Genomic DNA, 18,348 nt, shown 5'->3' on the forward strand with positions numbered 1-18,348 from the left:
GATCACACCCCTACCTGAATAAAACATCAAAACAGCCCCCTACCCTCCCTCCAGCTCTTCGTGCACCTGATGCAGGTGCTCGCGACTATCATGAAGATGCAAGCGCATGGCAGCGCGCGCGCATTCAGGGTCCTGATTCAAGATTGCCTCATAAATCTGTTCGTGCTCGCTGAGCATGCGCTGTTCATAGTGCAAAGGCTCATCGTGAAAAAGACGAGCAGAATCCAGGCGGCTGCGCGGAATGATGACGACGCCGAGGTTACGAAGTGTGTTGGCGATGTAGTGATTCCCTGTCGCCTGCGCAATGCTCAAATGGAACTGAAAATCCAACGCTGCCCGGTCATTGACGCTGACTGCAGGCTGTCCAAGCTGATCGAGAAGCGCCCGCAACTCACTCAAATGATCTGGGGTACGTCGTTGCGCGGTGAGCCCGGCTGCTTCTACCTCAAGACCGATTCGAAACTCCATGATAGCCAGCGAATCAATGATGATGCCGATCGTAGTCGGGTCGATGAATGCCCCCAGCGATAGAGCGCTACCCCGCACAAACGTGCCGATACCATGGCGTGTCTCAACCATTCCAGCGGCCTGTAGACGAGACATTGCCTCGCGCACTACCGTTCTGCTGACCCCATGCTCAAGCATGAGGGCCGCCTCGGTGGGTAGCTTTTCACCGCCACGCAGTCGTCCCTCAAAAATGTGCTCTGACAGCAGAGCCTCAAGCCCCTGCGAGAGGCTACCGCGTTTTTTTCCACCGTCCGCAGGCACGCTCATTCCTCGAAAATCGCCACGGCGCGGACGAAACCGGCCGAGGCGTTCCTGATCTTATAGGGGAAACAGGACACCTGGAAACCATGGGCCGGCAAGCATTCCAGATTGGCTAGTTTCTCCATCTGACCGTAGCCGATGTCGCGTCCGGCCTTGTGTCCTTCCCAGATGATCGAGGCGTCGCCAGTGGCCGCGAAGCGTTCGCGTGTGTACTTGAATGGCGCATCCCAGCTCCAGGCATCGGTACCGACCACGCGCACGCCGTGCTCCAGCAGAAACAATGTGGCTTCACGGCCGATGCCAACCCCGGCATCCAGATAGCCCGGCTGGCCAAACAGCGCACCGGCGCGAGTGTTGACCAGGACAATATCCAGCGGTTGTAGCACATGATCGATGCGCTCCAACTCAGCTTGCACTTCGGCGGCGCTGACCACATGGCCATCTGGTAAATGACGAAAATCCAGCTTCACGCCGGGTTGCAGGCACCAGTCCAACGGCAGCTCGTCGATGCCGAAAGCCGGCTTTCCGCCATCGGTCGTCGAGGCGTAATGCCAGGGGGCATCCATATGCGTACCGCTGTGAGTAGTGATCTCCAGGCGTTCAGCGGCCCAGGACTCATTGCCAGGCAGCTGCTCCTTGGCCAGCCCGGGAAACATCGCCGCCATCTCCGGCCAGCCTTGCTGGTGGTCCATGTAGTCGATTTTCGGCAGCAACGGCGGTGGATCAGTGTACGGATTGTTGTCCAGGGTAACGGACAGGTCCACCAGACGGCGTTTAGTTGATTGCATTTTCGGTCACTCCTGGAGTCATCCGCCCACGCGCACGGCGCATCGGGGTAGCAGGGTTCAAACTATTCCGTATCAAGGCGCCGGCAGAGCCGTCATGACGAAAGCCAAGGGCACGGGATTGGGGGGTTTTCATCGCAGGGAAATTGCCGAACAACGCTTCCAGTCCAGCGTCCGGTGCGAAGCTGATCAACGCACGGCGCTCCTGACCGTAGGCAGTGGCCAGGGCATCGATGACCTGAGCAATCGACAGGTGCAACAGCGGTAATTGCCAGACGCGTGACTCGCCGAGTTTGGCGGCCGGCAGTTCGGCGGCCCGCAACAGGTTATCCACGCAACATCTCACGGACATCCACCATGCCTGCGCCTGCGGCGAAACCGGACAACAATACGGCTGGCCCTCGGCGAAGGCGTGCAGCAGATCGCTCATGAAAGCCGAACGCAGTCCATTGGGTTCACGTGGACGAGCGACAATGCCGGGCAGGCGCACGACACGACCGTCCACCTCGCCTCGGCGGACAAGGTCGTTGAGCGCCATTTCCACCATCACCTTATGCGTACCGTAACTCAACTGCGGGCGCGGCACAGCACGCTCATCCATGCGCGCCGGCAGGTCGCCACCGTACACCGCCACGCTGCTGGCATACACCAGCACCGGCGCGCCAGGCTGTTCACGCAACTGGTCAAGCAACTCCAGGCTTGCCAGCAAGTTGACCTGATAACCCAGTGAATAGTGCTGCTCGGCTGCCCCACCCGGGATACTGACCAAGTGAAAAACCACATCGATGCCATCGGCCAGCGCGCGACGCAATAACGCGGCGTCGGTCACACTGCCGCAATGCCGGCGCAGGCGCTTATCTTCAGCAAACCCCACCAACTCTCTATCCAGCAGTATCAAGGCGCTGATCGACCGGCCTTGTAATTCATTTGTTTCGAGCAATCGTTTCACCAACGCCCGCCCGACAAAACCATTGGCTCCGGTAATCATCACGCGCATGGGATGCCTCCGCATACGACACGCTGGTCTATCGCCCCGAATACCGACTGCCCTTGCGGATCGAACACTTCCATGCGCACGCGGTCACCAAAGCGCATGAAGGGCGTCTGTGGCGCACCCTGCTCAATCATCTCAACGGCACGACGTTCGGCGATGCAGGCAGCGCCAACGCTGGGATCGGCATTGGAAACGGTGCCGGAACCTATCAGGCAGCCCGCCCTGAGGCGCCTGGTCAGCGCCGCGTGAGCGATCAACTGATGAAAGCCAAAATGCATGGCGCCCCCATGGGCATGACCAAACCACTGACCGTTCCAATCCACCCGCAGCGGCAGATGCACACGCCCATCACGCCAGACTTCGCCCAACTCGTCAGGGGTAATCGCCACCGGCGCAAAACTTGATGAGGATTTGGCTTGGATAAAACCAAAGCCTGTCTTCATTTCTCGTGGCCCGAGCGCTCGCAGGCTGACATCGTTGACTTGCAGAATGAGTCGAATATGGCTTGTGGCCTCTTCTGCCGAGCAGCCCATGGGCACGTCATCGACCAACACCGCGTACTCACCTTCGAAGTCGATGCCATGCGCTTCACTCGGTAGAACGATGTCGTCGTGGGGGCCTAGGAAATCATCGCCGCACCCCTGATACATCAGTGGGGTGTGTTCAACGCCTTCGATTGAATCAAGCGCGAAAGCCTTCTGCATACGCTCCCCATGACTGAGGAAAGACGAAGCATCCAACCACTGCCAGGCACGCGGCAACGGTGCAGCAGCCTGTTGCGGATCGAAGGCAAAGGCACCGGCCTGCGATCCTTCATTCAAGGCGTCATATCGCACGCGCAAAGCGGTCTCGACACTGGACCAATGATCGATGGCATCCTGCAGCGTCGCGGCAATATCGCTGGCATCCACCGCCCAGGCCAAGTTGCGTGATACCACCAGCAGGCGACCGTCGCGGCTGTGATTCTTGAGGGTACTCAGCTTCATGCGTGTTCTCCTTGCAGCTCAGAGGCGAAGCGGCCATCGAGCAGGACGAACAGCATGCGTGCCATCTGCTCGGTGCGATTACTCCAGGCGTGATTTGTACCTCGCTGCACGACGATGTCACCGCGCTTGAGATGCACCTCCTCGCCATCCAGCACCAGCCAGACCTCGCCCTCCGTGACCACGCCGTAATCGAGCGTTTCGGTGCGGTGCATCAACTTGTGTTTGGAATCGGCCTGCCCCGTACCGGCATGGGCCTGGCCAATTTCGGCGAAGGCCGCCGCGGCATCCTCGGCACTGACCTGGTTCTGCACACTGTCAGGCGGAATATCCACCACGCGGATGACACTGCCCAGCGGTGCAGGACTCAATTGAAGCGGCTTGCTGGTGGGGTCGTCGCCGTTATCCAGCACGGCCGGGCTGGCGCCACTGTTCCAGATCTCATGGAAGACTGTGCCGGGTACTGCCTTGAGCGGGAAGCTATTGGGCGTCGGTCCGCTGAGCGCGACCACCGCCTGGCCCTGGGCATCGTGCCCGGTGACCACTCGTTTGAAACCAGGAAGTTGTTGCATGTTCGACTCCTCAATCAGTTTGCGAACGGGCTTCGAGAAAGAATGGTGCGCAGCGGGTAGGGATTGATTCATAAAAAAAACCTTAAAGATCGAGAACCAGTCGTGCGCTCCTGGCACGAGAGCAGCAAGGCGTGAACTGGTCGTTGCGGGCTCTCTCGGCATCGGTCAAGAACATGTCGCGATGGTCCGGCTCGCCCTCCAGTACGCGAGTCATACAGGTGCCACAGATGCCCTGCTCGCAAGACAAAGGGATGTCGATGCCGGCCTCGAGCAGCACCTGCGCCACACTGCGATCGGCAGGTACCTGGAGACACAGCCCCGTACTGGCCAACTGCACCTCAAAACCACCCGCCTCACTGGCCGGGACAGCTGCGGTGGCAAAGTACTCACGGTGCAATTGCGCCTCGGTCCAGCCATGCTCGCGCGCAGTACCGAGCACGTGTTCCATGAAGCCGTTAGGGCCACAGACATACAGGTGACGGTTGTCGGCAGGCATGGATAAAACCCGAGCGGCGTCGAGACGCTGAGAATCCTCGCCATCGTCCACATGGACATGCACACGATCGGCAAATGTCGAATGGCGGATGTACTCGACAAAGGCCATTCGCTCAGTTGAGCGGGCGCAGTAGTGGAGTTCGAAAACAGCGCCGATCTGGGCCAGGCGCTCGGCCATGCAAAGAATCGGCGTGATACCGATACCGCCGGCGAACAGCACGCTGGCCCCCGCTGCATGTTGCAGTGGGAACAGGTTGCGGGGCTCGCTGATACGCAGCCGGCTACCTTCCTGCACCAGTTCGTGCATGGCCTTGGAACCGCCACGGGACACAGGGTCGAGCAGAACACCCAGCAGATAGCGGTGGTTCTCTTCGGGGTGATTGCATAGCGAGTACTGGCGCACCAAGCCATTGGGCAGGTGCACGTCGATATGCGAGCCAGCACTGAAAGCAGGCAGAGGGCGATGGTCAATCGCGGCCAGTTCGAAGCTGTAAATGCCTTCGGCTTCGCGACGCTTGTTGGTAACAACGACCTCAATCATCGCTCGGTACCCACTGACTGGTCGGCATCGATCAATCTGCGCAGAACACGTCGGCAACGCACCGCACCTGCATCGACGGGAAGCAGTACCGGGTTAAGGCCAAGCAGTTCAACCTCGCCAATCTGACGCTGTTGAGCCTCGACCATGGGTTTGTCTTCACCGGCGAAAATACCGATCAACATGTTCTGAACGAAGGCATTCAGCTGCGCATTGTCCTGCTCGAAACTGCGCGTATTGGCAAAGAAGTAATGGGTATTCGTCGCGTCCTGCGGCGTCATCAGATGCAGGTTCCATGTAGAGGGCCCCTCTTCCCTGGGGCGCCCTGGAGGAGTGGCGCCACTGCTCAGCAGCATCAGGCCAGGCGCTTGCCATATGACCTCGGCCCAGACGTCTGCTCGAGTCGGGTCTTCAAGATGAGCGCTAAAAGCCGGTGGAGGGACGTCATCAGGTGCCCACCAACTGATGCGCACACGATCGTTGGGCAGCTCCTCGATGTTTGCGCGTGTGCGTGACAACGCTCCGCCACCCAGCGTATCGGGGTGCAGGAAATCAACGTGGCTCAGATCCATGATGTTATCGGACAGCAGCTCGTAGTGCGCGCGGGTTGGCAAGTACCCATTACCTTTGGCATGGGGCGGAGCCTGCTCAAAAAAAGAAAAGTCGGGGATCAGCGCATCGCTGGCCCGTGTAGGATCGCCAAGCCAGACCCAGATCGCCGCATGGCGCTCAACGACAGGGAACGAGCGAACACAGGCGGCCTTGGGGATATTCCCTTCACCATGGGGATTGTGAGTACATTGGCCACTGCCGTCGAAACGCAAGCCGTGGTACGGGCATTGAACGCTGTCGCCGACAATTTTGCCCATGTGCAGCGGGGCAAAACGATGAGGACAGCGATCAGCGATAGCCTGGATTGTGCCCTGGCTATCGCGAAAGAACACAATGGGTTGCTCGACAATGGTTCTCCCAAGAAGCGCCCCTTGCGCAAGCTCGTCTACCCACCCGGCGATGTACCAGGTGTTGAGCAAATAATTCATGATGTTCTCCTCGTTTTTCTTATTTTGATCAATGGCCGTCTTGAATCTGAGGCAGGGTTTGATGTGCAGCTCAGCTATCAGGGTCTGCGGCGACAACGGTAGGAAAAACCGCCCCACTGCCACGCAGCCGAAGGCAAGCCAGGGCCACCAATAGTTGAAGGCCTGCCACAATCCCCAGCGCGGCTGGCAAAGCGCTGCTCACCCCACCGGTGATAGCCAGCACCACCAGCGGGCTGGCGAACTCGCCGGCAAAGAACATCGACGTGAAGCCGCCGGCAGCGCGGCCGCGCTGCTGAAAGTCGACCTGGGCCATGATCCAGGTGAGCAGGGTCGGCATCATCAGGCCAATGCCCAGGCCGTTGATCAGTACGGCGATTACCACCAGCCCATGACTGTCGGCCACCGACATCAGTCCGCCACCGATACCGGCCGCGACGAAGGCCAGGAGCATCTGCCGGTACGCCGGTACGCCACTGAACAGACGGAAACTCAGGGCGCCGGCGAGTACGCCGAGCTGACTGGCGCCCATGGTCATACCGATCTGCTGCGACCCTTCGACATGCAGCAGGTTGAGCAGATAACCGACTTGTACCGGCACGACAAACAGGCTCAAGCCAGCAAGGAATGACAGGACATACAACGGTGCCAAGGCCCGCCAGGGGAATGCCCTGCTCACCGTTGTCGTTGTTGCGACATGCGCGCGCGGCTCCCACAGCAACCAGCCCATCAGCGGCAGAAACACCAGCCCTAGCCCATACAGGGCAAACGGTGTGCGCCAACCGTGCTCGCCGAGCACGCCGCCGACGGCAATGAAAATCGCCGCCGACAGCGAAGTCGCAACCATTTGCAGGGCGAACATGCGTTCACGTCGCGCGCCGCTGTAGTAGTCACCCATCATCGTGGTGCAGCAGGTCATGATCGCCGCCTCGGCCAAACCGATGCCGGCGCGGCTGATAACGATGACCTGTAGTGACTCCAGCCATAGCGGCAACACACCACAGAGGGTGTAAAGAAACATCGCGCCGATCAGCAACGGCTTACGCCCGAGCCGGTCGGCGATGATCCCGGCGAAGGGTGCCAACAGAGCAATCATCAACGCCGGTAGCGTCAGGGCAATGGGCACCAGCACGGCCACACCCGGTGTATCGGCGAAGTGCTCCTGCATACGCGGCAGTATAGGTGCCAGCAGCACCGCGCCGAGCACCGGCAGGCAACTGCCGAGCAACAGTAACAACGCCTGTGGCAAGCCTGCCTGGCGTTCAACGCTCATCGCGCACCTCCGATGGTTGGGCCGCACAAAACGCCGTACCGAAGGCGGTCAGGCCGGCGATAAGGTCAAGCCAGGGATGCTGCTGGAACAGATACATACGAGGCATGGCAAAGTCCTTTCTTGTTGTTATGGCGCGACTGGATTAGCCGCCGTTGGTACTGTCTGATCGTGGCCGGAAGTTTTCTTGCACAATGAGTGCTGCACCCTGGCCCCCTCCTCGGCTGGGGCGGGCATCAGCGGCACACTCATCAGGCGGCTGGTCTCATCCCTGGGTTCAGGCTCAGCCTGTCCCTTGCTCACACGCTTGCTCGGTAACAGGAAGTGGGCCAGGGCCGGCAACAGAACCAGCGCACCGACCATGTTCCAGACGAACATGAAGGCCAGCAGCACGCCCATGTCGGCCTGGAACTTGATCGGCGAAAACATCCAGGTGGCCACGCCGATAGCCAGGGTCACACCAGTCAGCATCACCACCTTGCCGGTAGACAGCAGTGCCCGGTAATACGACTCCGACAGACTGGTGCCCTGGCGCATATGGCCGAGCAGGATGCTCATCACATACAGGGCATAGTCGACACCGATGCCCACGCCGAGGGCGATCACTGGCAGGGTCGCGACCTTGACGCCGATGTTCAGCCAGACCATCAGCGCTTCACAGAGGATCGAGGTGAGCATCAGCGGAATCACCGCACAAATCGTGGCGCGCCAGGAACGGAAGGTGATCAGGCATAGCAGGATCACTGCGCCGTAGACCCAGAACAGCATTTCGCGATTGGCCTGCTTGACCACGATATTGGTCGCCGCCTCGATCCCGGCATTGCCAGCGGCAAGGAGGAACTGCACCTCATCGGTATTGTTCGCTGCGGCGAACTGTTCGACGTGATCCACCAGGCGGGTCAGGGTTTGCGCCTTGTGGTCGGAGAGGTAGACGTACAGTGTCAGCAGGCTGCAGTCTTCGTTGTACAGCCCGCGCGGCGCCCCGGCGGTGACCATGTTGAGCATCGCTTGGTTGTTCTGCAGCTCGTACCACTTCGGGCTGCCCTCGCTGAGGCCGACCAGCATGCGGCGGTTAAGCAGCGCCAGGGAATTGGTCGAATCAACACCCGGCAAGGTGCGCAACCGCCAGTCGAGGGCATCGACCTTGTTCAGGATGTCATAACGCGAACAGGCGCTGGCGGGGGTCTTGATCATGACCGCGAACAGATCGCTGCTGGCGCCGTAATGCCGGGTCAGGAACGCGTCATCCTGGTTGTAGCGCGAGTCGGCCCGCAGCTCGGGGGCGCCTGCATCCAGGTCACCGATTTTCAATTGCAGGCTGACCACGAAGCCGATCGTAGCCACTGCCAGGCTCAAGGCGATGCACAACGCCGCCCAGCGACGCTGGGTGAACAGGTCGAGAAAACGCCAGAACCCATGGCGATTCTGGCCGGCTTGTTCAGCGTGCTCGCTTTTCAGGCTCAGCCGCGCGGCGCGGCGGCTGACGCCCACATAGGAGAGCAGTACCGGCAGCAGGATCAAGTTGGTGAAGATCAGCACGGCCACGCCGATACTGGCGATCATCGCCAGGTCCTGGATCACCTGGATCTTGATGATCATCAGCACCGCAAAACCGACCGCGTCGCAAAGCAGCGCGGTGAGACCGGCGAGAAACAGCCGGCGGAACGTGAAGCGCGCGGCCACCACACGGTGCATGCCGCGGCCGATGTCCTGCATGATGCCGTTCATCTTCTGTGCGCCATGGCTCATACCAATGGCAAACACCAGAAACGGCACCAGCACCGAATAGGGATCCAGTTGATAGCCCAGCAGCGGCAGCAGGCCGAGCTGCCAGACCACCGCTACCAACGAGCAGAACACCACCAGCAAAGTGCTGCGGATGCAGCGGGTATACCAGTAGAGCACCACGGCGGTGATCAGAATCGCCACGGCAAAGAACATCAGGATCTGCCGCAGGCCGGCGATCAGGTCACCGACTTTCTTGGCAAAACCGGTGATACGAATGTCGATGCTGTCGCTCTGGTATTGGCTACGCAACGACTCCAGTTGTTGCGACAGCTTGGTGTAGTCCAACGGCTGGCCGTCGGGCGTGCGCTGCAACAGGGGGACATGGATGATGCTCGATGCCTGGTCAAACGCCACCAACTGGCCGATTTCGTTGGACAGTTGCACGTTGCGTCGCAATGCCGCGAGGCTGGCGGCGCCGCCATCGTAGTTATCCGGAATGACCGGCCCACCGTCCAGGCCCGCTTCGGTCACCGCCACCCAGCGCGTGGCCGGCGTCCAGAGCGACTTCATGTACGCACGGTCGACACCGGGCAGCAGATAGATCTTGTCGCTCAACGCCTGCAGGGTCTTGAGGTAGGCGCTGTCGTAGATGTCGCCCCGCTTGTTCACCACCGCGATGCGCACCGCGTTACCCAGCCCGCTCAGTTCCTTCTGGTGCTCAAGGTAGTTGGCGATATAGGGATGATGGGTGGGGATCATCTTTTCGAAACTGGCATTGAGCTCGACACGACTGGACTGCCAACCCAGCACCAGCGTGGTCGCCAGGCACAGCAGCAACACCCACAGGCGATGGTTGAACAGTGCTCGCTCGAGCACCGAGCCGGAACGCGGATCAAAGTCATCGAACGCATTCGCGGGGGACTGGGGGAAATTACCAGGGGACGTCATAACCTCACTCCGAAGCGGCAGTGGATGGCTGCGCAAGACGCTGCAGCCCGGTGAAACCGGCAACGATCAGGCTGCCATCGGCGGCCTCGATCACACTTGAAACAGGCTTACCCAAGGGCGTGCCCAGTGGCAGCAGCGCCACCCCGGTCTGCTCGCCGTTGAGAAACAACCCGCCGCCCTGGTTGACCAGCAGCACTTGGCCGCCGGCCAGGCGGGTGGCGTCGTTGAAAGAAATCGGCATGGGGACTGACAGGTGCCGGAAGCTTTCACCGCCATCGTTGGATACAAAGGCATTGCCCCTCAGGCCGCCAACCAGCAGGGCGCCATCGGCGCGGCTCTGCAAGGTGAAGAAACTGCCTTCATAGGGACTCTCCAACTGGCTGAACGAAGCCGCGTCGTCCTCCGAGCGCGCCAGGTAACCCTGCTCGCCAGCCAGGAACCAGCGCGTTCCCTGATGACTGATGGCGTACAAGTGCATCCCGTTCGGGTTGGCGATATGCCCCATCAGCGACTGCCACGTAGCACCGCCATCGGCAGTCCATAGCGCCAGGCCATAGGCGCCGACAATCAGCCCGCGTTGTGCATCGATGAATTCGAGCGCCAGGAAGGGTTTGTCCGCACCATCGGCAACAAGACGTTCGGCACTTTGTACGCGTGCCAATGCGTCATCCGGGTTGGCAGCGTTGGGCTGATCAGCCTTGGCTGCATCCAGTTCGAGCTGTGCCGCACGGGCGCCGTCGAGTTGCAGCGTCCAGTGCTCGCCACCATCACGGGTGGCCAATACCACGCCAGCATGACCGACTGCCCAACCCTTTTGTGCATCGACGAAGCGCACCGCTGTCAGACTGACCGAAACCGGCACCGAAGCCTGACGCCAGCTTTGCCCATTGTCGTCGGAGAGCAGCACCAGGCCGCGCTCGCCCACGGCCACCAGGCGTGTACCGGCCCGCGCCAGATCGATCAATACGCTCTTCTGCGCAGCCGGCACCGGCATGGCCGGGGTGCTCAACGGCGCGCCCACGGCAGTCGCCCCTGCCAGGCACTCGCTCGCGGCGAAGGGCAAATACAGGGCCAAGAACAACGCGCCCGCCTGACTGATTCTGTTCATAACCTACCTCGGAAAAACACTCGCATTCCGAGGGCAGACCGACAGGCCTGCCCTTCACGCTCAGCTCAGGTTTAACGCACGCCGCGTCCAGCCATCGCCGCTGGCGAGAACTCCGAGGCCTTGTAGCGATCAACCGCGTGATACTGTTCCGGCAATCCGGCGTAGAGGTTCTGGATAAACCACGCGCCGGAAGTCAGGTCATAAAAACCGGCGGACAGCTGCACCAGGCCTGGCAGGTCAGGCAATACGGAAGGCAGCGACCAGAGGGTCTTGGCCAGTTGGCCGCTGGCATCCCGACGGTCGCCGAGCAGGGCTTGCCAGGTGTCCTCGTCGAGGTAGTAACGGCCCTTGGGCAACTGGTGGCGCTTGCCGGCGGCCAACGTCGACTCGACCACCCAGACGCGGTGCAACTCCCAGCGCACGTAATCCGGGTTCAGATGGTGCTTGCCTAACAGGTCCTGCGGCTGGGCAGCGTTCTGCGCCTTGTTGGTGTTGTAGGGAACGTACATTTCCTGCTTGCCCACCAGTTTCCAGTCGAACCGGTCCGTGCGCCCTCCCCATACGCTCAACTCGTCGAAGGACATGACCCCGGCGGTGGACGGCGTTGGAGTATCGCAGCAAGCGTTGGGCAAGGTGCGCACCCGGCGCTGACCGCTCAGATAGACGTGAGCCTGGGATTTGTCGCCGTTGATGTTCTCGCGTCCCAGGATCTGCTCGCCGGCACGAATCGCCGGGCCCAGATTGACAAAGTGCACCTGCCAGTAGTCGCCCGAGTAGTTTTCAGGGCCGCCCTCTTCGAAGTAATAGGGCATTTCCTGGGTCAACAGACCGTCGCTCGTCATCACCTGGTTGCCGTCGGCAGTCATCAGATAGTGGCGAAAATGCCCCGCCACCGAGGTGCCGCGCCAGTTCAGCAGGTGGTTCCAGATGGCTTCGGTACCGTTCTGTGGAATCGGGAACGGGATCCCGCCATAGGCACCGTCGGGGATCAGTCCGGCGCTGCTGTTGACCAGTTTGGCGCGGGTCGCATTCTTGAGCGTGTTGTCATAGACCCACTGCGGCGCGGCCGCCGTGCGCCGGGTCGGGTAGACATCGATGCGATAGGTGTCCGGGAAGCGCTTGAACAGCTCCTTGGTGCCGTCGCTGAGCTTGTCGGCGTACTTGGCCAGGTTCTGCGCGGTGATGCTGAACAACGGTTTGTCCGCGGCAAACGGATCGCCACGCTTGCCGCCCGGTGTGTAGGCCGGATCGACCTTGGTGTAGCCACCGTCCCAGGCCGGGATGCTGCCATCGGCATTGCCTGCTTTCTCGGCACCGAAGGGCGTCAGGGTCTTGCCCAGCATCGCCGCTTGTTCGGCGCTGGCGGCCAGGGTCATCGGCGCGGTGGCAGCCAGCAGGGTCAAGCACAAGGCCTTTAGAGTGAACTGAATGGTCATGCGCGAATCCTCTTAGAACGTGGTCTTGACGGAGAAAGCCAGGTAGTCCCGGTCCTTCAACGACTGCTTGTAGTTGAACTGGTTGGCGGCGTTGAGGCTGGTGTCCTCGGGACCGTAGAAGTGGGTGTAGGTCAGCCCCACGGTCACTTGGTCCAGGTAGGTGGCGGAGACGCCGATGTTCATGTCCCCTCCTCTATCGGGGCCAAACCCGCTGATCACAGCCGACTTGCCCATGGGGAAATAGCTGATGCCCACCGGCACGCTGATATCCACGCCGGGGAAGAACTGGCGATAGGTGGGCGTGTACACCAACTTCAAGCCCAGACCGTCATCGGTGGCGTTAGGGTCGAGGGCTGCGCGGTTCTTGGTCACGGCCAGCAGGCGGTTCCAGGCCACTTCCCCTACCAGGCTGGCTTCATTGGCGATAAAGGAAGGGCCCAGCGATGCCAGGACGTTGAGGTTGACGTGGGCCGTCCGGCCAACGGCGTACAAGGCGTCATCATTGTTGTCCGCCTCGATGCCCGGCAGGACGGTCTGGGCGTTGGACACCAGCGGCATGTTCCAGCGCATAGATGCCTCGCCGGCAAAGCTGTACTCGTCTACGGAGGTCGCGAAACTGGCGCCCAGGACACGGATATCTTCCGGGTAGACCCAGGAGTATTCACCGACTTGCCCGGTACTGAAGTTCGGCCCGGTGGCATTCGGCTTCAAGTACAGCGTTGGGGTTTTCTCGTGATATTGAAGCGCGTACAGCCCGTAGTCCGTCGTCCCGGTGTTGTACTTGAGCTGCAGGCCGCCTTGGCCGGAGCTCCTGGCTTTCTTGTCCTTACCATGGAAAAACGCTGCCGGGCTGTTGGCATTGCCGCCAAGGAAATCCGGGAATGGCCCGCCAGTGATCAGCCGCTCATTGCCTTCACCGATGGTGTCGCTGGTGGAGAAATAGCTGCCGGCGCCCGGCAAGCGGGTGGCCTCCCACTCCAACTGGTAGAAGGCGCCCAATGACACATCGTCGGTCAGTTGGTAGGCGGTCGAGAGCTGATTGACCGGCCGGGTGATTTCCTTGAACTGGGTATTGGGTACCGATTGCGCCTTGACCACGTCCACCGGTGCCATGGCACCGGCAATGCCGTTGCCGCCGAAGAACAGGCTCTCGCCCCAGATCAGGCCGTGGCGCCCGGCGCGAATCGATAAGGCACGGTCGGCCAGCTCACCGTTCCAGTAGACAAAGGCATCCAGCAGCTCGCCGTCACCGCCATGCAAATGGCGCGTGTCGCTGGTGAATTCGTCGAAGCCCACCGAGCGTTGGTTGGCACTGGCCGCGTCGTTATTGTCGTTGCGGTCCTGGTAGACGGTGTCGTACCAAGCGGCACCGCTCAGACGGGCACCGAAGTTGTGATAACCGATGTCCAGTTCGGAAAGAATATCCAGGCGATTGGAGATCAGCCCCTTGCCGAAGTTGTGATCGCCGTCATTCTGGTTCAGCGCCGTCTGGCCCTCGCTGAGTTTGCTGCTGGGGTCCTTCAGGCGCCAGGCCGCGCTGTACTTCAGCGTGTTGTCCCAGCGCAAGCTGAGATCGGGATTGCCGGTATCTATCTGAAAGGCCTGAGCAGCCGAAGCGCCAAGCCCCAGGCTGGCGGCAAGGGTCAGGGTGAAGGGGACACGCCGCGACGCAGCGATCTTGCGAGTAGCCATCGAAGTAACCCTCTTTATTGTTGTTGTATGTCAGCTCTTCTGGTGAAACGGCGCCCGCAGTCCAACCGGGCCAAGCCTGCACAGGCATGAAACATCCATGGGAGAGCGAATTTCAGTTTTGCCGGCGCCTCAGATGGGCTCTGCCGTGACCTCAAGCATCCGCCTGACCAGGCCGATCCGGTCGAAGCGGCTGTCGTGGGCCATTTCCTTCTCACCGGCCAGCACCGAGCTTTCGCTGATGAATTTGCAGCGTTCATAACGGCGCGCCATAAAGCGTTCGAGCTGCTGCTCGACTCTGCCGCTGGCGACCAGCTCTTCGCCAAGCACGACGGCATCTTCAATGGCCATGCCGGCGCCCTGGCCCAGGTGCGGCGTCGTGGCGTGCACCGCGTCGCCAATCAGCACGACACGGCCGCGGTACCAGGGCTCGCTGACGAACACCACCTCCAGCGGCTTGTAGACCACCCGGTCGCTGTCACGGATCTGCTCGCGCAGTTCACCGATCAGCCCGGTGAAACCGCTCAGGCGCTGGCGCATCTGGGTCGCCAGCGTGGCGGCATCCATCCTCGGGTTGGCGGGTTCATGGGAGGTGACGAACATGTACATCTGGTCGCGCCCCAGCGGCACCAGCCCGGCATTGCCGGCGGGGCCTTGGAAGGTAGCCAGGTGATCGATCCCAGCGGCGCGTGGAAAGTTGTAGCGCCACACCGACTGGCCGGTGAAACGTGGCCGGTACTGCTCGCCGAACAGCAAACCGCGCATTTGCGAGTACAGGCCATCGGCGCCCACGACCAGGTCGTAACAACCGCGACTGCCATCGGTGAACAGCACATCAACAGCCTCGTCCACCTGCTCCAGGGTTTGCACGCTCAGGCCCAGGCGAATAGAGGCACCCAGGGCAATGGTGGTTTCGCTGAGGACTTGATGCAGGGCCAGGCGCGAGATGCCGACGTTGGCCGGATACTCGGGGCCAGCCAGACGCTGGCCGGGAATTCGCGCCAGCAGTTCGCCGGCCGTGGTATTGATGGTCACATCCTCGAACGCGTAGGCAGCATCCAGGTAGCCGTCTAACACACCCAACTTGGCCATCTCACGCACGACGTTGCTCTGCTGGATGATGCCAACGCCGTAGACTGTCCACTGCGTCTTGAGCTCGACCAGATCGACTTCGATGTCCTGGCGACGCAAAGCGACTGCAGCGCATAGGCCACCGATACCACCACCGACGATAAGCACTTTTTTCACTGCTTTCATGCTTGTCTCACTCTTATTCTTGTTATCACGCAAGCGTTCTGCCAGAGCGATGCCAGGCTTCACTACCGGCTGTTTCTGCACGCATTCGCTACCGCGTTGTGTTCACTTTCTCGGCAAAGCAGGCGTTTGACTAATCGCATGTAGGGATACGATGTATCAGCAACCGCGATACGTTGACTAAGATGCACACGCCTCCAATTGACCCGCTTCGAGCACCAGCCAATCGGCCTCCGCATGCCATTGCAGCGCACTCAGGCTTTCCCCCAGGCACGGCCCGTAGACACACAGGCCACTGTCCGGAAGGAACCGGGCACCATGGGCGTAACAGACGATCTGGCGGCCATCGACACTGAGAAAACGATCCTTGCGGTACTCCAGCCGCACCTCCAGGTGCGGGCAACTGTTGCGATAGACCCGCACCTCGCCGCCATGGCGCAGGGCGAACACACTGTCCTTCCCCGTGCCCAGAGGATCGAACCCGCGGGCCTGCCCGTCCACCAGTTCATCCAGGCGACAGAGAACAATGGCGTCGTGACTCATGGGCGAAATCCGCACTCAGGCCTGCTTGGGCGGCGGGCCGCTCGGGAACCATTTTTCCCGGGAGGTGAACAGGAACAACTGCGAGTTATCCGCCGACAAAGGCGCCTGGCGCGCTTGCCAGGCGTCATCGTGCTTGTCCATGTCTGCGTCGTATTCGATGTGGCAGCCCAACGGACTGTTGAAGTACCAGAACCAGTTGGAGCCGAAGAGGTGACGACCCGGTCCCCAGAAACTGGTCCAGCCTTGCTGTTCGAAACGGCGCCCGGCCAATAGCACTTCCGTGCCGCTGCCCATGTGAAAGGTGAAGTGCTCGCAACCCTTCATATGCGGTGGCGTCTGGATCATGAACAAGCAATGGTGGTCATCGGAACCAGCTGGACGCATAAATGGACCTGCGCCAACGAAGGTGTCAGTGGTCATGAAGCCCAGGCGCTTGTAAAAGGCCTCGGCCTTGGCCGCATCCGGCACGAAATACACCACATGGGAAAGGGTGCGCGGCAGGGCCTGCATATCGGGGCTGATGCCCGGTTGGTTGACCGGGCGTTGGGGGGCATGGCCCGGCGCATTGGACAAGTCGGCCGGCGCGCTGTACGGGCGCCGCACACTAATCTGGAAACCAATGGCAAACCCCATATCGTCCACACTGTGCACCGAACCATTGGCACCACGGGTCACCAGGCGATCGCGCCCCAACTCATCGACGATGGCCTCAAGATCAGCCACGCTGGCCACGCCATAAATGGTTTCACGAATCGAGGGGGCTGGCCCGATGGCCGCCGGCAGACGGGCATCGTCTGCACGACGGATAATCACCGCAGTGCCGTCGAGGGCTTCAAAGCAGCCGCCCTCGCCGTCGACATCGACAGGGAGCAGACCGTAGTCACTCAGGCAACGGGTACAGGCTTGAATGTCGTCGACGCCAAAAATCAAGGCATCAAGGCCAATGATGTTCATTGAGTTACCACTCCATTGTAATTATTCAGCGCAGGCCAGCACCCCGCTTACGGGAGCCGTGCCAGGCGGAGCGCTGCCGAGGCTGGTCTTGGAGTCGATAAAGCGTCACGGCCAACCGACTGTGGGCTGATAGTGAAGGGGTACAAACTCACTGACTAATCGCTTGTCGGGATGCGACCTATCGGCAAATGCGATACCTGGCTGCGCAGCGCAAGTGGCGTGGAAAATCGAACAGGCATCGCCCGATTCGCCCGTTCACGGGACTTGACGCCGCGATAGGAAGGTCGGAAGGTATTTACAAAATAAATACAAGAATCGAGACCACCATGCGTTTCAACCACCTGGATCTCAACCTCCTGGTGGCGCTGGATGTGTTACTGGAAGAGCAGAACATCACCCGCGCCGCCGAACGCCTGCACATGACCCAATCCGCCACCAGCGGCGTACTGGGCAGGCTGCGTCTCTACTTCGAAGACGAACTGCTGGCGCAGGTCGGGCGCAAGATGCAGCCCACGCCCTACGCCCGCGAACTGGCGGCGCCCGTACGCCAGGTGCTGCTGACGATCCAGTCCTCGATCACCGCCAAACCGGTGTTTGACCCCGCCACCAGCAAGCGCCATTTTCGCCTGATCACTTCGGACTATCTGATCAGCGTTCTGTTTGCCCGGGTGATCCAGAAGATCTCCCTGGAAGCCCCGCACATCACTTTCGAACTGCTGGGCCCCGGCGACACGTCCACCGAGATGCTGATGCGCGGCGAGGCCGACATGATGATCGTGCCTGAGCGCTACCTCATCGAAGGCCACCCATCCCAATTACTGTTCGAAGAAGAGCATGTTTGCGTTGTGTGGGACGGCAACACCCAAGTGGGCGACAGCATCACCCTCGATCAGTACATCGAGATGGGCCATGTTTCCGTGATTTTTGGCCGCAACCGGCAGTTGAGCGTCGAAGAATGGCTGATGAGCCAGTACGGCTTCACACGTCGCATGGAAGTGGTGACCCACGACTTCAACACCTTGCCGCAATTGATCGTCGGCACCCAACGCGTCGCCACCATGCTCCAGCGCATGGCCAGGCTCTATGCCAACTACCTGTCGCTGCGCATCGTGCAACCACCGGTGAAGATCCCGGTGATGCGTGAGTTCATGCTTTGGCACCGGACCATGGAGGGGGATCCGATGCACCGTTGGCTGCGGGCGAAAATCAGTCAAATCATCAACGAGCTGGAGCAGTAGCTACTCCG

At 60.8% G+C, this 18,348-nt stretch carries 16 protein-coding genes; 1 reads left to right on the plus strand and 15 read right to left on the minus strand.

Annotated elements, in window-relative coordinates:
• Positions 1 to 39: 39 nt before the first annotated feature.
• The 15 genes from ACCC96_RS08215 to ACCC96_RS08285 form a co-directional block, all read right to left on the minus strand.
• Positions 40 to 774: a FadR/GntR family transcriptional regulator gene (locus ACCC96_RS08215; protein ID WP_413695481.1), complete on the minus strand. Its 735-nt coding sequence runs from the start codon at positions 772 to 774 to the stop codon at positions 40 to 42.
• Positions 771 to 1,556 carry a cyclase family protein gene (locus ACCC96_RS08220; RefSeq protein WP_413695482.1) on the minus strand — a complete coding sequence of 262 codons (786 nt, stop codon included), beginning with the start codon at positions 1,554 to 1,556 and terminating at the stop codon, positions 771 to 773. The genes ACCC96_RS08215 and ACCC96_RS08220 overlap by 4 nt, the downstream gene beginning before the upstream one ends.
• Complete coding sequence (locus ACCC96_RS08225) at positions 1,543 to 2,550, minus strand: NAD-dependent epimerase/dehydratase family protein (RefSeq protein ID WP_413695483.1); 1,008 nt, start codon at positions 2,548 to 2,550, stop codon at positions 1,543 to 1,545. The genes ACCC96_RS08220 and ACCC96_RS08225 overlap by 14 nt, the downstream gene beginning before the upstream one ends.
• The gene (locus tag ACCC96_RS08230; RefSeq protein WP_413695484.1) at positions 2,541 to 3,533 is read right to left on the minus strand and encodes a fumarylacetoacetate hydrolase family protein; all 993 of its coding nucleotides are present in this window, start codon (positions 3,531 to 3,533) and stop codon (positions 2,541 to 2,543) included. Before ACCC96_RS08230 ends, ACCC96_RS08225 begins: the two co-directional genes overlap by 10 nt.
• Positions 3,530 to 4,102 carry a cupin domain-containing protein gene (locus ACCC96_RS08235; protein WP_413695485.1) on the minus strand — a complete coding sequence of 191 codons (573 nt, stop codon included), beginning with the start codon at positions 4,100 to 4,102 and terminating at the stop codon, positions 3,530 to 3,532. Before ACCC96_RS08235 ends, ACCC96_RS08230 begins: the two co-directional genes overlap by 4 nt.
• 82 nt (positions 4,103 to 4,184) lie before the next feature.
• Entirely contained in the window at positions 4,185 to 5,138 is a 954-nt protein-coding gene (locus tag ACCC96_RS08240; protein WP_413695486.1) for a PDR/VanB family oxidoreductase, read from the minus strand.
• Positions 5,135 to 6,175 (minus strand): Rieske 2Fe-2S domain-containing protein, encoded by a 1,041-nt coding sequence (locus ACCC96_RS08245; protein WP_413695487.1) that lies wholly within the window; start codon positions 6,173 to 6,175, stop codon positions 5,135 to 5,137. The genes ACCC96_RS08240 and ACCC96_RS08245 overlap by 4 nt, the downstream gene beginning before the upstream one ends.
• 70 nt (positions 6,176 to 6,245) lie before the next feature.
• Positions 6,246 to 7,445, minus strand: coding sequence for an MFS transporter (locus ACCC96_RS08250; protein WP_413695488.1), 1,200 nt, complete (start codon positions 7,443 to 7,445; stop codon positions 6,246 to 6,248).
• Between the two features lie 126 nt (positions 7,446 to 7,571).
• A complete protein-coding gene (locus ACCC96_RS08255) occupies positions 7,572 to 10,118 on the minus strand; it encodes an efflux RND transporter permease subunit (protein WP_413695489.1) in 2,547 nt (848 codons plus the stop codon).
• Positions 10,119 to 10,122: 4 nt separating this feature from the next.
• Positions 10,123 to 11,226, minus strand: a complete 1,104-nt coding sequence (locus ACCC96_RS08260) for a YCF48-related protein (protein ID WP_413695490.1) — start codon at positions 11,224 to 11,226, stop codon at positions 10,123 to 10,125.
• 71 nt (positions 11,227 to 11,297) lie between these two features.
• Positions 11,298 to 12,662, minus strand: a complete 1,365-nt coding sequence (locus ACCC96_RS08265) for a DUF1329 domain-containing protein (RefSeq protein ID WP_413695491.1) — start codon at positions 12,660 to 12,662, stop codon at positions 11,298 to 11,300.
• Positions 12,663 to 12,674: 12 nt separating this feature from the next.
• Positions 12,675 to 14,354, minus strand: coding sequence for a DUF1302 domain-containing protein (locus ACCC96_RS08270; RefSeq protein ID WP_413695492.1), 1,680 nt, complete (start codon positions 14,352 to 14,354; stop codon positions 12,675 to 12,677).
• A gap of 129 nt (positions 14,355 to 14,483) precedes the next feature.
• Complete coding sequence (locus ACCC96_RS08275; RefSeq protein ID WP_413695493.1) at positions 14,484 to 15,608, minus strand: FAD-dependent oxidoreductase; 1,125 nt, start codon at positions 15,606 to 15,608, stop codon at positions 14,484 to 14,486.
• 177 nt (positions 15,609 to 15,785) lie between these two features.
• Complete coding sequence (locus ACCC96_RS08280; protein WP_413695494.1) at positions 15,786 to 16,148, minus strand: Rieske (2Fe-2S) protein; 363 nt, start codon at positions 16,146 to 16,148, stop codon at positions 15,786 to 15,788.
• Between the two features lie 15 nt (positions 16,149 to 16,163).
• Positions 16,164 to 17,102, minus strand: a complete 939-nt coding sequence (locus ACCC96_RS08285) for a VOC family protein (RefSeq protein WP_413695495.1) — start codon at positions 17,100 to 17,102, stop codon at positions 16,164 to 16,166.
• 326 nt (positions 17,103 to 17,428) lie between these two features.
• Between ACCC96_RS08285 and ACCC96_RS08290 the strand changes: the two genes are divergently transcribed.
• A complete protein-coding gene (locus ACCC96_RS08290) occupies positions 17,429 to 18,340 on the plus strand; it encodes a LysR family transcriptional regulator (RefSeq protein ID WP_413695496.1) in 912 nt (303 codons plus the stop codon).
• The last annotated feature ends 8 nt before the right edge of the window (positions 18,341 to 18,348 follow it).

Source organism: Pseudomonas sp. Pseusp11 (genome assembly GCF_047304405.1).
In the GTDB taxonomy this organism is placed as follows: domain Bacteria; phylum Pseudomonadota; class Gammaproteobacteria; order Pseudomonadales; family Pseudomonadaceae; genus Aquipseudomonas.

Excerpts from the sequence above, each read along its gene's own strand:
- ACCC96_RS08230 (WP_413695484.1), bottom strand. The coding sequence starts at position 3,533 with ATGAAGCTGAGTACCCTCAAGAATCACAGCCGCGACGGTCGCCTGCTG.
- ACCC96_RS08265 (WP_413695491.1), bottom strand. The coding sequence starts at position 12,662 with ATGACCATTCAGTTCACTCTAAAGGCCTTGTGCTTGACCCTGCTGGCT.
- ACCC96_RS08285 (WP_413695495.1), bottom strand. The coding sequence starts at position 17,102 with ATGAACATCATTGGCCTTGATGCCTTGATTTTTGGCGTCGACGACATT.
- ACCC96_RS08250 (WP_413695488.1), bottom strand. The coding sequence starts at position 7,445 with ATGAGCGTTGAACGCCAGGCAGGCTTGCCACAGGCGTTGTTACTGTTG.
- ACCC96_RS08260 (WP_413695490.1), bottom strand. The coding sequence starts at position 11,226 with ATGAACAGAATCAGTCAGGCGGGCGCGTTGTTCTTGGCCCTGTATTTG.
- ACCC96_RS08225 (WP_413695483.1), bottom strand. The coding sequence starts at position 2,550 with ATGCGCGTGATGATTACCGGAGCCAATGGTTTTGTCGGGCGGGCGTTG.
- ACCC96_RS08245 (WP_413695487.1), bottom strand. The coding sequence starts at position 6,175 with ATGAATTATTTGCTCAACACCTGGTACATCGCCGGGTGGGTAGACGAG.
- ACCC96_RS08235 (WP_413695485.1), bottom strand. The coding sequence starts at position 4,102 with ATGCAACAACTTCCTGGTTTCAAACGAGTGGTCACCGGGCACGATGCC.
- ACCC96_RS08215 (WP_413695481.1), bottom strand. The coding sequence starts at position 774 with ATGAGCGTGCCTGCGGACGGTGGAAAAAAACGCGGTAGCCTCTCGCAG.
- ACCC96_RS08270 (WP_413695492.1), bottom strand. The coding sequence starts at position 14,354 with ATGGCTACTCGCAAGATCGCTGCGTCGCGGCGTGTCCCCTTCACCCTG.
- ACCC96_RS08275 (WP_413695493.1), bottom strand. The coding sequence starts at position 15,608 with ATGAAAGCAGTGAAAAAAGTGCTTATCGTCGGTGGTGGTATCGGTGGC.
- ACCC96_RS08280 (WP_413695494.1), bottom strand. The coding sequence starts at position 16,148 with ATGAGTCACGACGCCATTGTTCTCTGTCGCCTGGATGAACTGGTGGAC.
- ACCC96_RS08290 (WP_413695496.1), top strand. The coding sequence starts at position 17,429 with ATGCGTTTCAACCACCTGGATCTCAACCTCCTGGTGGCGCTGGATGTG.
- ACCC96_RS08240 (WP_413695486.1), bottom strand. The coding sequence starts at position 5,138 with ATGATTGAGGTCGTTGTTACCAACAAGCGTCGCGAAGCCGAAGGCATT.
- ACCC96_RS08255 (WP_413695489.1), bottom strand. The coding sequence starts at position 10,118 with ATGACGTCCCCTGGTAATTTCCCCCAGTCCCCCGCGAATGCGTTCGAT.
- ACCC96_RS08220 (WP_413695482.1), bottom strand. The coding sequence starts at position 1,556 with ATGCAATCAACTAAACGCCGTCTGGTGGACCTGTCCGTTACCCTGGAC.